5 protein-coding genes are annotated in these 16,821 nt (G+C 36.1%); 4 read left to right on the forward strand and 1 reads right to left on the reverse strand.

Annotated features, from left to right (window positions below):
- Positions 1-10 precede the first annotated feature (10 nt).
- The 4 genes from NEF87_RS02310 to NEF87_RS02325 all read left to right on the forward strand — a co-directional run bounded on the left by NEF87_RS02310 (position 11) and on the right by NEF87_RS02325 (position 14,772).
- Positions 11-2,320 carry a PAS domain-containing hybrid sensor histidine kinase/response regulator gene (locus NEF87_RS02310; RefSeq protein ID WP_457918455.1) on the forward strand — a complete coding sequence of 770 codons (2,310 nt, stop codon included), beginning with the start codon at positions 11-13 and terminating at the stop codon, positions 2,318-2,320.
- A gap of 221 nt (positions 2,321-2,541) precedes the next feature.
- On the forward strand, positions 2,542-7,431 hold the full coding sequence (locus NEF87_RS02315; protein WP_457918456.1) for a hypothetical protein: 4,890 nt from the start codon (positions 2,542-2,544) through the stop codon (positions 7,429-7,431).
- Positions 7,432-7,443: 12 nt separating this feature from the next.
- On the forward strand, positions 7,444-14,106 hold the full coding sequence (locus NEF87_RS02320) for an SBBP repeat-containing protein (RefSeq protein ID WP_457918457.1): 6,663 nt from the start codon (positions 7,444-7,446) through the stop codon (positions 14,104-14,106).
- 198 nt (positions 14,107-14,304) lie between these two features.
- On the forward strand, positions 14,305-14,772 hold the full coding sequence (locus NEF87_RS02325; RefSeq protein WP_457918458.1) for an OsmC family protein: 468 nt from the start codon (positions 14,305-14,307) through the stop codon (positions 14,770-14,772).
- A 173-nt stretch (positions 14,773-14,945) separates the two neighbouring features.
- On the opposite strand, the gene NEF87_RS02330 is transcribed toward NEF87_RS02325, so the two are convergent.
- A complete protein-coding gene (locus tag NEF87_RS02330) occupies positions 14,946-16,808 on the reverse strand; it encodes a tetratricopeptide repeat protein (protein ID WP_457918459.1) in 1,863 nt (620 codons plus the stop codon).
- Between the last annotated feature and the right edge of the window lie 13 nt (positions 16,809-16,821).

The raw sequence follows: 16,821 nt of genomic DNA on the forward strand, positions 1-16,821 counted from the left end.
AAAAATTTAAATGATTCCTATAATATCGACTGAGATCCTTGAGTTCTTGAAATTTCTGCCAGATCCTGCCTTTATTATTAATAATGAAGGCATTGTAGCCGGGTGGAATGAACCCATGGAAAAAATAACAGGTATTTTGGAAGAGAACATTCTCGGAAAAGGAGATTATGAATATGCCCTTCCTTTTTATGGGAAACGAAGGCCAATGTTAATAGATCTGGTTTCAAAATCAGAGAAGGATATTAAACAGTATTTTTCTTTGGTGGATCACCATGGAACTTCGTTAATAGGAGAGAATTATCTCCCAAAATTTAACAACGGTTCCCATTTCGAGATAAAAGCCAAACTTCTGCACAATCAAAAGGGAGAAGTGATTGGAGCAATTGAAATTCTGAAGGATATCACCGAAAGTGTTCAAGCGGAAGTAATGTTGGCAGAAAATGAAGAGAAGTTTAGTGCTTTTTTCCATGATTCTATGGATGCGATTTTAATAACTAACATTGAGGGAAAAATTACTGAGTGCAACCAAAAAGCAATAAAATTGCTCGGATTTTCTCGAGAAAACTTATATATGAAACCTTTTCATGAATTTTTCCACGCTACAAAGCAGCAAGTATCAACACAACAATTTTTCCAAATATTGGATGTAGACCATGTTCAATTTGAAACTCAACTAACAAAAAAAAATAAATCTGTAATCTATGTGGAGATCCAAGCCATAAAGTTTGAAGTTGGCCAAAAACAAATGATTCAATGCATAATCCGTGACATCACTGTAAGGAAACTCGCGGAAAATAATCTAATCAAAAGCCGAGAACAACTAGCAGTGACTCTACGAGTTATTGGAGATGGAGTTATTACAACAGATACAAATGGAAAGATTGTATTAATTAATAAAGTTGCGGAGAATTTAACTGGTTGGACTCAAGAAGAGGCGATTGGAAAAGATATTATGACTGTTTTTAAAATCATAGACACCGTATCTTTAGAACCTCGAGAAAATCCAATCAAAAGAGCCATTAAAAATGGGGGATTTGAAGAATATATTCGAAAAACATCTCTTATCTCCAAAACTGGTAATTCTTATTCCATATCAGAAAGTGGAAAGTTGATCTTAGATAAACAAAATCAAATCCAAGGTATTGTTATAGTTTTTCATGATATCACCGAGAAACAGAAAATGGAAGAAATTTTCTATAAAAATCAGAAAATTGAATCTATTGGAGTATTGGCGGGGGGAATTGCCCACGATTTTAACAACTTTCTTACTACAATTTTAGGAAATTTGACGATTGCACAAACGAGTGGTGGAGATAATTCTGATTTGCAAGAAATCCTTGAAGAAGCTGAAAAAGCATGTATTCGTGCCAGAGATTTAACAAAACAATTATTAACCTTCTCTAAAGGCGGAGCTCCGATCAAAGAAATAACAACTATTCAGGAATTAATTTTAGACACCACCAATTTCACACTTCGAGGAACAAAATGTGCAAAAAAGATCACATTTCAGGATAATCTATGGTCTGTAGACATAGATAAAGGTCAAATATCCCAAGTTTTGAATAATATTCTAATTAATGCAGATCAAGCCATGCCCAATGGGGGAACTATCGTTTTAGATGTTAAAAATATTATATCCGCACCACACCAAAAACCATTTTTAGCAAAGAATCAAAAATTCTTGCATATAAGTATCAAAGATGATGGGATTGGGATTCCTAATGAAAACTTATCACGAATTTTTGACCCTTATTTTTCGACAAAAGAAACCGGAAATGGGTTAGGATTGGCAGTTTCCTACTCCATAATAAAAAATCACGGAGGGGCACTTATAGTTGAATCAGAAGTGGGAAAAGGGACTACGGTTTCTATTTATTTGCCTGCAGTTGAGAATATTAAGAAAACCGATTCCAATGTGCGATACCTTTCAACGCCAAAAGGTGGAAAAGTTTTAGTAATGGATGATGACCCTACAATTTTGGAAGTCTTAGAAAAAATGCTCATTCTCCTTGGATATCAACCAGTAAAGACTACCACCGGAGAAGAACTGTTAGAAGTTTTTATGACCTTTCAAAAACAATCAGAGAATATTTCCGCTGTCATTTTGGATCTCACTATTGCTGGAGGTATGGGTGGAAAAGAAACTATGGAAAAACTTAGAGAGATCTCTCCCTCTGTTAATGCGATCGTTTCGAGTGGATACTCCAACGATCCTATAATGGCGAACTATAGCGCTTTTGGTTTCAAGAATCTGTTGGTTAAACCCTTTACAATTAATGAACTGAAAAATGCGCTTCTTTCATTGAATCAAGAAATATAAAGCCACAAAATCAACCAATCCAATTATCTTCCTGTAAATTCAAGAAGTTTTTAATTCACGAATTGAAGTCATGAAATCATCCTATTCTAATTTTAAGCCAAGTGGGATGGATTTGGAATTCTTGAGATGGAAGTGTAAAATTAAGTACAAATTTTCCCAAAAAAAAACCCCGTTTGTTCTTGGTCTATTACTATAAATATTAACTTATCTGAACGGATGTTATGGCAGAAATCGGAACAAGTTTAAAAAACTCATCGAAAGTAAAACGATTTGTATTAGCAAGTTCGCTTATTGGGATAGTCACTATAAGTACATTTGTTGGAATGAATCTCAATCTTTTTGGCTTTGGGGAAGCCGATGGTATTTTTCCTGTTTTAATATCTCCCAATCCGAGTATGGAGTCTGATTTCTATGAGGGAGAACCGATTGTTTTTAATGCGACAGTATATAAAATTCTTAAAGGAGAGGTCGAGACAACAAGTGCGGATAATTTTAATTTCCAAACAGACTTGAATTTCACGTGGTATTTCCGGTCCATCGAATGGGAAACCCCGATTAAACTATATGAAAGTCCCGGGGCAGCTCATATTGCGCTATCAGCTCTCAAACCAGGAACCTATGAAATTTCTGTGGAAGTGATAGGGATTGAAACGGATTACGATCTTCTGAATCCTAATGATTATTTAATAGATAATGCAAGCGAACCGATTAATTATGCACTGGCTCAATTTACTGTTCACCCTCTTATTTCTTTAGATTCATGGATTAGTCATCCCGCGGACTATTCGAATCATATTATGGGGGAACCGATCCAATTTAATGGAATCACACGATCGACGGTGAACTCTTCCGTCACCAATCATTTGGTAGAAGCAAATGTAGATATTGTAAATCAAGTCACACATTTTATCGATCAAACCGAGTTAGAACAGGTTGTGACCTCCCAACTCCCCTTTTTAGATGTATCCACTGTGGTAGGTTCCATTGAATATTTGGACCCTATCCAATTAGAGTATTTAATTCCTTCCAAAAGTGCCCAAATAGAATGGATTGATGATTATATTGATCCCCAGGGGCAGGTTACCCAAAATATTCTCATTGGTGATAACTATGATATCACGATAAACTCATTACCCATAGGATTTCACAGCATTCGAATGCAAGTTATGGATGAAACCACCAACTATACTTCAAGCTCAACAGTGAATCTGTGGATATCAAATTCAACCCAACCTACGGTACCCTATCTGCATGAATTTTATAATGATCTCACAATGGAGGGAAATTTTATCCTTGATTGGGATGCCTCAATCCCAACTACCCCCAATACAATCATTCAGACATATGATATTCAACAAACATCTCGCACCGATATTTTATACTTGGACGATCAAGAATATATCGAGGAACAATCCACTTTCTATAACATTTCTACCGAAACAACTTATAAAATGTTTGAGAATTTCACTTCGACAACTGATTTTACCAAGTATGAAGAGGGAAAAGTGTGGTTCCGGGTTCGGGCTGTCGATAGTAATGGTATTTATTCCCATTGGACTCAACCCATTGGAATGACCGTTGATCGGGCACCTTCAAATATATATTGTTCAGGTGTTTTTGGCGAAGACGCCGAAAGAATTGATCTCCATAGTACGGAGTATACTTCCCAGAAAGGTGAGATTATCGATGATCAAATCAATGATAATTTTTTAGAAACGGGAGAATTTCGACCGAACCCTGCATTTTTCGATCTATATGAGGGTCAATTCGAACAATCAGAAAATCGAAGTGAATTTGAAACGATTTATTCGCAGTTACCTTCCACTTCCATTGAGGAAGCAATTTCCATCTTGCAATACCAACCCTTTAGCATTCACTTACAACAGGTCAACAGTTCACTCCCAATCGATCCAGATACCGAGGCAAATCAATTGCGTTACACTCTTATTTCAGATTTGGATGGAAAATTATTTTCAGGAAAAGGTTATGGAGATACGATTCAAATCTCATGGGAGGAGCAGATTTATCCCTATTTAACCTCTCAAGAAATAGATTTTTGTGGTTTGAGTGTTGGGCACCATATCATGACCATTTTGATCCAAGATACTTTTGATTTAATATATCAACTCCCTTCCCTAGTGATAAATGTGTCTGAGTACATTCCCCTTTGGGAAAATATCACACTGCAAACAACTCCTGAAAGTTTTTATGACTATACAGGCGATGGTCGTCACGATTTATCTGAAATAGTATTACAAGGGGACTTGCCCCATCTTAATCCATATTATCCCAATTGGGAATCAATCAAACCACAATATATCAAATATTGGTACTTTCAAGTCTTCCAAGAGTACGGAAATCAAAGTTTTGAAGAAATTTTCCAAGTAAATGCATCACATGTAAATACGACAGCCACCTCTTTCACCTATCTCGTCCAAGGATTGATTTCAAGTAACTATACCTTCCATATTGCAGTTGAAGATGTTCATGGCCATGTATCCAATTGGAGTACCTCTCTTTTAATCGTCAATACATCTAATGCCCCTTTAGTAGCACCCTATGATCATAAATTACCCATTTTATTGGATGCGGATAATCCCCCTCCAAATCCTGTAATTGGTCTTATAAATACCTATTATGCCGATGAAATTTCCCAGATTTCTACCGATGAACTTTTACTCTTGAATGCCTCTCAATCATCGGATCTAAATGGAGACAGTTTGGAATATACATGGCATTTTGATGGCTCGGGAATTGAAACATGGTACGAAAGCTATGATCTCCATGCAGAAGTTCTGGAGGTTAGTCCGGAAATCTGTGGAAACGATTTAGATCCAGAATTTGAACTCGATATGCGTGATGGAGATCACTATGGGGATTGGGGTGTTCACGAAATCACCCTTGAAGTATTTGATGGAGTCACAAGTGTTAACACCAGTATTCTTGTGGAAATCATTCCTCCAAATGTCGCCCCTGAAATCACTGGACTCGCATTCTATAACGGTCATGTGGATGCTGCAACTTCACTAGCGTATATGTATGATGCCGAAACATGCATTCTTTATCCAGATCATCTCTTTCATTTTGATCATCTGCTAAACCCTCAAACTCTTAGTATTTCCTACATTCTTACCGATTTGACCAGCCAATCAACCTCATATTTAGGGACAAAATCGATCCCGCGAGAAGAATTTAGTTTTGAAAATCCTCTTTTGAATCCAAATCGAGCGTTAGAATATGGAATTATTCTCCAACAAATGCAACCCGGATTTTACGATATAAATGCAACGATTTCCGATGGATATGTTTCTATCTCGTGCAACTTTTCGTTCGAAGTGAAAGTTGACATCACACCTTATGATCTTGGGATAACCCTCAAAAATCAGAATGGTGGAGAAATTGAAAAAATTGACGGTAAATATACCATTTTACTCAACCAACCTTTAAAATTTGAACTCCAATGGATTGATAATCACCCGGATTCACAAGCAGAAATTTCGGTGTCCGCTTCAGGATTGGGTGTAATTTATGAAGGTCCGGGCATTCGATTGATTGATAGTTTATCGGAAAAAAGTCATTTTACTAAAGGAGGGGAGACAGAATTGACCTTCACAGTTCGAGATCAATGGGGAAAATCCAATTCAACCTCAATAACGGTGATGGTTTATTATGTCACCATCTTGAATGATGATAATACCAATACGGTTGCCCGGCAAATTGCAATTTCCAAGGAATATTTAGGACATGGATATTCGAAGCTGAATAATTTCGGGGATGTTGATCGTTCCGAGAAGTATGTTAATACGTGGAGTTCGGAACTCGGGGACGATCAAATTGATACTGATGATGGTTATTATGCAGATACATATCTAAGTTTGGATCCTTCTATTTTTATGGATGCGGAGTATGTTAGGGTCTGGTTTCAACTCGATTCCCGATTTGATAAAGATTACTTGGAGTTTTATGATGGAGATGGGGATCTAGTCTGGAAAATACGGCGACATTCAGATAGTGCAACAGCAGGATATCAATATCTCGCGGGAGACAATACTTGGAAGAGCCTTTATCAAATGCAACTTTCCAGTACTCGAGATAATCTTGAAACCAATTATTTAAGTACCACATGGGAGCATAGTATCAATTCCCGGTTAGTCTATGTGGTGGTTCCGGGGGACACCGTGACTATGAAATGGAAAACAGGTTCAAAAGATGGAGCGCTTGCAAATGTTTTTGGAAAACGAGGATTTCGTATCGCTTACTATGAAGCTCTAGGAGAATCGGAAATCAAATTACGTTCGCCTTTAGATTTAAATTTAGATAAGTTTAATGCCTTTTTGGGGTTGAATAAAAATGAACTTGTTGGAAATGTTTTAGGCACCGTCATAAAAGCGGTTTGGTATAAACTTATAGAAATCTGGTTTGAGAATGAGTGGGATTCTCGGTGGGTGGAATTTACAGAAGAAGTGGACTATTTAGGCGCATTAACCTTTGAAATTTCTGCAATGTATAATCGATTCACTTCCGAATTTCGAGTGAATCTCGATGTGGAATACGAGCCAAAAAAAACACCTGGTGTTGGTGCCGCCATGAACTCTGTTAAACTATCAGTTGGAGGATCGGGCACATTTGCCGCAATTATTGATCCTTTCCAATTAAAAGAAGCATCTATGAGCTTTTTTGGAAAGGCGAGCAAGGAGATCAGTATTGTCGCACTCATTGGGAAACTTCCAGGCATGTCAAAAATTGGATCGAGTATAAAAAAAGCCGATAAATACCTCGACAAATATGGATATGGATTCCCAAAAATTGATTTATATGTAGAATTTCGGATTTCTGGAGGATATCGATCGGATCTAGGGTGGTACGGATTATTTGAGGTTACTGTTGGGGCATCAATTACATTTTTCAAGAAATTAGTTCATCTAGGTGTTGATTTAGGAATGTATATTGGTGGAAGTCAGAAAAAAGGTTTTACTTGGGGAATTACCGCCAACGCGTATTTCAAAATTCGTCTGACATTAAAAGCACTAATAGGAAATTATTGGTGGGTTCCTGGAAGTACCCTATATTCCAAGAAATACACCATCCGGGTGGTACTACCATTCTTTTAGGAGGAAATCATAATGAATAACATATATCAAAAAACAAGAAAGAAACTCATATTTGGATTACTTTTCGGGTTGATACTAAATCAATATATATCAACTTCTTTCCTAACGACTTATAAACCATTAGATGACGAAGAAAACCAAACAAATTATTCCTCATTCCTGGATGAACTCACTCCGCTAGTGAATCAATCATCTATTACCAACAGAAATCAAGAAGATGAAAATTTGATTCAAAACACACCACAATCTCCCGCACCATCACTTTTGGAACAAATTTATAGAGGAAAAGACCAATTCACAGGATTTATAAAAAATGAAGGACAATTAGGAGATTTCAACAGTTATGTGGAATATTATCACAATTATGAAAAGGGTAAACTCGGATTTGGAAGAAATCAGCTTCATTATGTTTACGCTCCCGATGCCTTGAGCACAGCAAGCACGAGTTTTTCAGTTCAATTTTTAGAGATCCCCGATCCGAAGATTCAAGCCTTTGATCAGAAATCAAGCTATCATAATATTTTGACAGCAAATTCAGATTTTGCACGACTTCATTCCTACGAAACCTTAAAATATACTAGCCCTTCATTTAACATCGAAACGGAATTTTTTGGAGGAGATCATGGCAACATTAATGGATTGATTAAACTTCCTTCAATTTCAGCCTTGAAACAAGTTGTAATTCGAACTTCCGCTGGATTAAGTACCCATGTGATTGATAATCAGATTCAAGTTACACGGGAGAAATCATCTGAAGTCCACCAAAACCCTCTTTTGTCTTTGTCCGAAATCTATGCATTTAGTGAGCAAGGAGAACTTTATGAATTGGGCTTCATTCAATTGGATTCTTTGTCAGTTGGATTCCAACTCATGAATATAAAAGATCCTGGACCATTTTATTTATACTTCGGTTCAATTCTCCCCGGAATGCAGAAAAATTCCAAGTTACCTCAATTTCAATCAACTCTAACCCAGCCATGGAGTGCTGCTGACGATGAAGATCCTCCCATCATCACCAATGTGAATTATGATCCTCAAGATCCGACCCCATTGGACAATGTAAAAATAGTCGCCGATATAGAAGATATTTCTGGGATTAGTTTAGCCCGAGTCTACTACAGAGCATCAACCGATTACATTTGGCATAATTCCACCATGATTTTTGATACAGGAACAACATATAATGCATTCATTGGATATTTTGAAATGGAAACTTATATTGATTATTTTATTGAAGCGTTCGATAATTCAGTTGCATATAATTCGATCAATTCTACTACAGAATATTTTTACATCGATGTAATTGATGATGAAAACCCTCCAGAGGTTTCGAATATCCAAGTTTTACCGCTATATCCAAATGATCAAGATTCGATTTTAATTCAAGCCGAAATTATTGATATAAATAGTTTTTCTGCAGTCGTTCAATATCGAAACAAATCAAATGTTTGGAATAATGCAGATATGAATCATATAAGTGGAAATATTTATCAAACTTCCATATCAAATCAAACAGGCTTTGTAGAATATAATTTTTGGGTACAAGACAATTCAATGAATATGAACAGTGCGGTCGTAAAAAATTCTAGTGAAAATTTTAACTTCACTTCAGTCGATACTCAACCTCCTGTTTTCAAATATCAATCTATCGTCCCAGGGTTTCCTACACCAGATGAACTTGTAACCATAACTACAAGTATTGAAGATAAAGGGCAAATGCAAAATGTGACTATAATTTATCAAGTTAATAGTGGACAATGGCAAAGAAAAAATATGACAAAGAAATCTGATTCCTTATATGATTATATAATTGGGCCCTTTGTATTATCCGACCACATAAATTACTATTTTGAAGCCTATGATACATTAAATCATCAGATAACTGTCGATAATAGTGGAATGTTCTATTATTTTGATGTAGAGGATAGATCTACAGCATTTTCTGATTCCTTCTGTTCATATTTTGGAGCAGGTGCTCATTCTAAAATTAAAACCCTCCAAGTAGATTCGGATGGATTTATTTATATTGCTGGTTCAACTCAGTCTTATAATTTTCCCAGCACACCAGGTTCTTTCCAAGAAACGGGATTAAGTGAAGTGTGTGCATTTATCACAAAATTAACTCCAGATGGACGGGAAATGATTTTTTCCACATTAATAGGCTCTTCAACCAATGCCGTCTCGGCAGGAAATGAAACTATCATTGAGGATATTGCCTTAGATTCATCGAAAAATATTTATGCGGTGGGATCCACAATGGGGCACAATTTTCCAATACAAGGCGAAGATGGGAAAACTCCCGTTCAAGAATACTGGACTTGGGGTTTAGAAGGATTTTTGTTGAAACTGAAACCAGATGGCACAGAACTTAGCTTTTCCACCTTTATTGGGGCGAGCACTGGACATGAAAATATTACCGCTGTGATTTTAGATGAACTCCGAAATATTTATGTAACTGGTTCATCAACCTCATCTGATATGCAAACGACCGATGGCGCTTATCGCACTTCGAGTGACTTTACACTTCCAGCAGGAAATGCTTCAGGCATTTTGGCGAAAATTTCTCCTGATGGGACCACGTATGAATTCCTAACCTATTTGGGAGGTGAACGGGATTTTCGTCCCATGGATATTGCGTTAGACAGCCAAAAGAATATTTTTGTGGTAGGAAATGCAGAATGTGGTATGATGGATTGTACTATAGGAAGGATTGGCCCCTATCGGGAAGGTTTTATAACGGAAATCAGCAATGATGGAACATCGCTTATCATGCAAAGATTCACTATTGGAAATGAATCCGAATATATTGAATCAATAGTAATTAGTAAAGATGATTACCCAATCGTGGCTGGTTACACAAATTCTTCCAGGTTGGAGTACGAATTTGGAGGGTTGTATTCTGAAAATATGGGGGGAAAATATGATGGATTTATTCTTACTTTAAAAAATGATTCATCCGGAGAAATCTGCGCGGGAACATTTATTGGATCCGATCAGAATGATCAAATATATTCACTTTCACTAGATCCCCAAAATTCCGTATATGTCGGGGGAATTACAACATCCACCAATTTAACGCTTACGACTAATGCCTTCCAAAGTACCCATGGAGGCAGATTTGACAATTTCCTTTATAGATTGGATTTCAATCTAACCACCATCCTCTATGGAAGTTATTTTGGAGGAAATTCGACTGATATCCTAACGGATATGGTATTAGATCCGAATTACTTCGCATATTTTGTCGGCGAAACAAACTCTCCCAATCTAGCAACACAGGATAATGCACTTCAAAGCACTTATCAAAGTGAAAGCTCGTATTTATTAAAAATCACACCACAACTTGCTGAAACCTCTGTGATGTTAAGTTCCCCGGAATTTATTCTGGCAGAACTTGGAAGTTCATTCAATATCTCATTGGAAGTTCAATCCTTCACAGGGATTTTTAATGCATCGATTCATTATACCCTAGATAATCAGAATTGGATAACCATCCTCGCAGAAAGAAAAAATCTCACACACTATTCAGCTAGCTTAGGCCCATTTACAGCAGGTTCTAAAGTTAAATATTACCTTGAGGTCCGAGATCTTGCCGCACCAATGGAGCCGGTGATCAATAATAACTCAAATCAATTTTATCACATTATTTATCCTCAAGCGGATTCCAGCGGGGATTTTTCTTCCCCAAACTGGAATATGTTTGAAGCCGTACAAGATAAAAATATACTTCGATTTACAGGAAATGCCACAGATTTAAACGATATTGCAGTCGTCAAGTTACATTATTCAGTAGATGGGGGTGATGAGAAGAGCTTCATATGTCAAGAGATTGAAAAGACTTATAATGAAGGAGAAATCAAGTGGGAAGTTACTTATCAAGCAATACTAGACTTTCTTTCGTTCGGAGTCGATGTAGAGTATTGGTTTCAAATTTTAGATAATTCGCTTAATCACAATTCTATAAATTATCCAATCTATCATATTAGTTTTGAGGAAACGGATATAATCCCCCCCAATATCACTGAATTGACATTATCACCGATTTCACCAACACAGAAAGATGAGATTCTGGTGACCGTCACAATTAGAGATGAGAACTCTATTGGATATACATTTATTAGGTATAGTCTTAACGGAGGAGTTTGGCAAGAACAAACACTTCAAGCATTAGGCAATGATCGATTTCAAGCAAATCTTGGTAAATTCCAGGAGTTCACCTCCATAAAATATTTCATTGGAGCATATGATCTTTCGGTAAATTCAAATTACCAAGAATTGAATAATGAAGGTCAAAACTATACTGTGCAAATCTGCTATCTCGATGAAATCAAACCAGAAATTCTGAACCTAAATTATCCAACAGAACCAATGTATACCAATCAACAGATATCAATTCAATTTGATGTATTTGACATATCAAATATATCTCAAGTAGAAATATTTTATCAATATATGGGAGAAAACTGGAATAGCTCAATTTTATCGCTAAACCAATCAAATCATTATGATTTAGAATTCAATACAGGAGAAATTAGAAATGAATTCCAATTTTATCTCCGAGTAGTTGATAATTCTTCTCTCCATTTGTCAAAAATTTATAATAACCAAGGAGTGTTTTATAAGATTCCAATTCTTTCTCGTGAAACGGGTTCAATATGGCTAGACCATTCCACTAATGGAAATGAATTTTCAAATATTCGGGTTTTTGATCAAGATCAAAATCTAAATCGAAGGGAAATAGATTATATAACAGTGAATGTAACATCCTCAGTAAATTTGGTTGAAAAAGAAATCCCTCTTTATGAATCAGGACTGGATACGGGTGTTTTTGTCGGTATACTCTGGTATAGTCCATTTAACGAAAACTTGGACATACAAATAGAGAATAGTGCAAATATATCAATCCAATATATAGATCCATCTTCTAATGAATTGGAGATTCAAGCAATTACCTACAATTTCCAATGGTATGCCACTTCAATAGCACGCCTTACTTTTGATAAAATGACCTATTCGTTTAATGAGTCAATTTTAACTTCAATTATTGATCTCGATGCAAACAACAATTCAACAGAAATTGATACAGCTTACGTCCGAATTCGATCCACTTTAGATCGGAATGGTTTCCTTTTACCTCTTACAGAAACCCATCCAAATTCAAGTGTATTTTTCGGTGCTTTTTCTGTCAATGAACAAGAAACGCGTTCTGAGAGTTATGAGATTTTTTGTTGGGATGGATGGAATGTATTTGCTGAATACTCAGATACTACACCCACGGACACAGTTCAATCTACTCTTACTGAAGAAATTAAATACTTATCGGATTCATCTCAAAATTCTTTTCATACTACAATCTTCCCCATTCAACCTAAAAATGGTGATTTGGTAAGATTTATCATTAGCGTTCCTCTAAGGATGGGAGTTGAAGAAATTACAATTCATACAGAACAAAACCAGATAATTTTGAATAAGAGTTATTCATCCATATATGAAACAGTGTTTGTAGGATGGATTCTTGCTGAGGAAGAGGACCTTAAACTCACCTATCATATAAAATTGAAATTATTGGATGGAGAATTAATCGAAAGTAAGGATTACACTCTTGATCTATTACCAGCGAAAATTAATTTCCAATGCCATTATGAGCAAAGTGGAAGTAAGGCAAAGTTTGCTTTATTGTCATTTAATTCAAGAGATCAACCACTACCTGATGTGGAATACAATATATGGGGTTATAATTTAAACAATTATCAATATCTTGATATGGTGGTTATCACATCTGAATCGGGAATTTCAACGTTTTATCTTGATCCAACAGAATTAGATTTGTCCATAGGGAGTTATAATATTTGGTTTGAAGTATCTAAACCAGATTATGATAATGTCATTATTGAATACATGATTGAAATTGTGTATGGAATACCTATGCATCGAGGGAGAAATGCAATTGAAATTGATTATAATTTAAAAATATCTTCGGTATGCACTGCAAATTGTTGGTTAGTGCTTGATGTCATGGACACCCCCGACTTAAGTAAGAAATATCAAGGATATAGTTCATTACCATCTACATTTCTCGCGATGTATATCTATCAAGATTCTCCAAAAGCAAATTGGCCGGTTACTTCGATCACAATAGATACAGCTACTTCAAATGGTGCGTTATGGCAAAGTACATATGATTTTGAATCAGGTCAATTTATAACGAATGATTTCGAGGGAAATGTAGAAGTTGTTGAAAAAAACGAATCTCAGTGGAAGATCCGAAATTCATATATGTATAAAGGATATTGGACTTCCCTGCATAGATCGAATAGGATATATCTAGCCGACCAACAACGATTAGTGACAACTTACTATTCCAGCGATTATCAATACAGTGTCGAAAAACTTAATTTCTTCGCAACTTATGGTGTTATTGCCCGATCAGAGTTTGTCAATCAATATTATGAGGAGGATTCACCCTATTATGCTGCGAGCATCCCTTCATCGGATAGTATAATTTCGATGGTAAGAAATTTTACCAACCTATCTCAATCATCCAATTTAGAACCTGTTGAATCCGATCAACAAAAAAATGAAATACACGTTGGATGGGAAATTGTACTCGGGGTAGGGTTGATTGGGATAATTTCGAGCTCACTGGGTGTATTAGTTAAAAAGAAACGAACATAATTTTTTTTCATTTTTCTTCTTTACCACCGATACCATCCTACTACCATACTTCACCCTTAGAAATCTTTAAAACCGGAAAATCACTTCTTGGCATATTATTTTTTCCACTTCTGAGAATCCTCATTATGAATGCATCTTGGCGAGATTGTCAAAACCTTTTTAACTCGGCTTGCCCAAAGTAAACCTAAGAGGAATCCTATGAACTTTAAAATCGCCTTTAAGCAAACTGGTGCCGATAAAAAAAGTACCAATAATTTCCATCGCACGAATACCATGTCTGTTTCGGAAGAAATCCTCCCCATCACCGTGCAACTCCCGATCGCTTACAATGGTCCTGCAAACAGCCAGAACCGAGAAATGCATTATACACCAGAGGATTTGTATTTGGGAGCTTTGGCCGGGTGTTTCTTTACCACCTTTAGTGTCGTGTCCAAAAACTCCAACTTTGCCTATGAAGCCTTGGATATTCAAGCCACCGGGATCATGGAGGAAGTGGAAGGCGTGAAAATGATGTCGCAAGTCACTCTGACCGTTACATTAAGCATCTCCCCCGAGATAAGTGACAAATTGGCCTTCAAAATCCTTCAAATTGCCGAACAACGATGCCCCTTAGCCAATTCCGTGAAAACTAAAATCGAAACGAAGTTTATTCTCACCCATTCCTAAAAACCCTAAAAAAACCCTAAAACCGAGAAGTGTTTGCCATTTTTTTTCTCAAATATTTGCATTCCACCCGATTTTAGTCACTAAGGTCGCACTTTCTCGAGGAATTTAGCTCCTTTTTGGACCTTCCTTTGAGAAATCCCTAAATTTAAGTAATCGCTAAATCGAGTAATCCCTTATCCATCTCGCATTAATAATTTGTTGACATTCTTTTCTAACGCGATTAACTGTAATCTCTCGGAGATTGGTGCATTTTTGCTTTTAAGCTCAACCCATTTTTCAGCTTCCTTTAGATATTTGTCGTACTCGGTGGAAATTTTATCTAATAATTGAGACAGATTATGTTCTGCCGCAATTTTTTGAGCTTCAAGCATATAATTCGCATATTCATCGAGTTGAAAGTCTAATAATTTGAGTTTGGCTTGAAAAAAGTAAATTTCAGATAATAAGGAAAATGATTTTTCTTCCAATGCGATACTATGCAATTTATCCACTTGACTTTGAATTTCTGAAATAATTTCAAGATCGCTTGTTATTTCCAACTCTTTAAACAACAGATCACAAAGATTCACTAAAATTTGAATTTTTAACTCATTCTCGGCGGATTTTTCAATTAATAGATAGGTTAACAGTATTCTGGCTTCAATTATATTCCGTAACGACCCCTTTTTTTTCAGAATTAATCCTTTCGCTAAGGTGAACCGAATTTTAATTCGTAATAATTGATTATTTGCGTAGATTGCCTGTATCTTTTGAAGACAAGATTGAGCGGATTGCAGATTGTTTCGAGCTAAATAAATCTTCACTAAAATAAATAGCAATTCGACATGGAAGATATCATCTTTAAATTTTAATTGCACATCCAGACTTTCGACGATGGACTTTTCAGCATTGGTATAGTCACTTTTTTCAAAATAAATGCTCCCAATATTGGCTAAATTTATTGCTATTTCTCGATTGTCAAGTAGCTCTTTATTGGTTTCGAGCGCTTTTTCATAATGACTTAGCGCATTATCCAGCTTTCCTTGAAAGCGAAGAATTTCTCCAATATTATTATAGGACCTTGCCATCAACATTTTATCATTTAGAGTTTTAGCGATCTCCAATGCTTGAGTCGTAAATTTTAAACTTTCAGCAAAATCCCCCAATTGCATGTAGTAGAGCCCAACACAATGATTTCCCAAAGCTCTATCTTGGTCATTTCCATAATTAATACTTCCTTCAAGTTGCAATTTGGCTTGATCAAGGGCGTTTTCTAATTCACCGATTTGCCAAAAATATCGTCCCTTATTGTAATTAAGTACAAATTTGCGTTTTTCTATTATAGGCTGTGGTAAATCTTGAATTTGGGGAAAAAGCGAATCACATTGTATTATACAATCATTTGCTTTCTCAAGAAGGCCAAGTCTTAGACTGGCTTTGCCGATGGAAAGTAACGCATCTAACATTACTAAACGGTTTCCTATCGTTTTACTATTCTCATACACCCATTCCGCTGCTTTAAGGGCATCTTTGAACCAGCTTAAGGAGTAAAAAAGATCAATTTGTAAAAGAAAGAAGGCCAATTGCCCTTCTAAGGTTAATTTTTCCACCGAATCATAGTTAACTAATAATGTGAGTGCTTCGTGATATTGGAAGTGAGCATATTTTTCTTTGGCTTTCTTTAATATCCCATGAGAATAATCCGGGACAAAATTATTTGAAAATGTGCTCTCCGTATGTGTGTTTGAAAGGGTTTGTTTATTGATGTCACCATTTAGGAGTTCGGATGAAAAATGTCGTTCGAGTAGACTCGTGATCACATCTTGGGAGAGCTTTATCGCATCATCAAATTCGGTCCCACGAATATCTCCATGTTTGTCAATGAAAAGAGTTACGGAATGAACGGGGAGCCCATGGATATATCGGAAAGTAAAAGGATAATGATCCCTTTCCACTTGAAATACATCTTCGGGTATCTGGAATTCAATCTGTTTTTTACATTTCCCACAATACATTGCAACAACATGCATTTCCTTCGAATATTTCAACATCCCCATGGTTGTATAGAAT

Origin of the sequence: Candidatus Lokiarchaeum ossiferum (assembly GCA_025839675.1) — an archaeon.
GTDB lineage: Archaea > Asgardarchaeota > Lokiarchaeia > Sigyniarchaeales > Promethearchaeaceae > Lokiarchaeum > Lokiarchaeum ossiferum.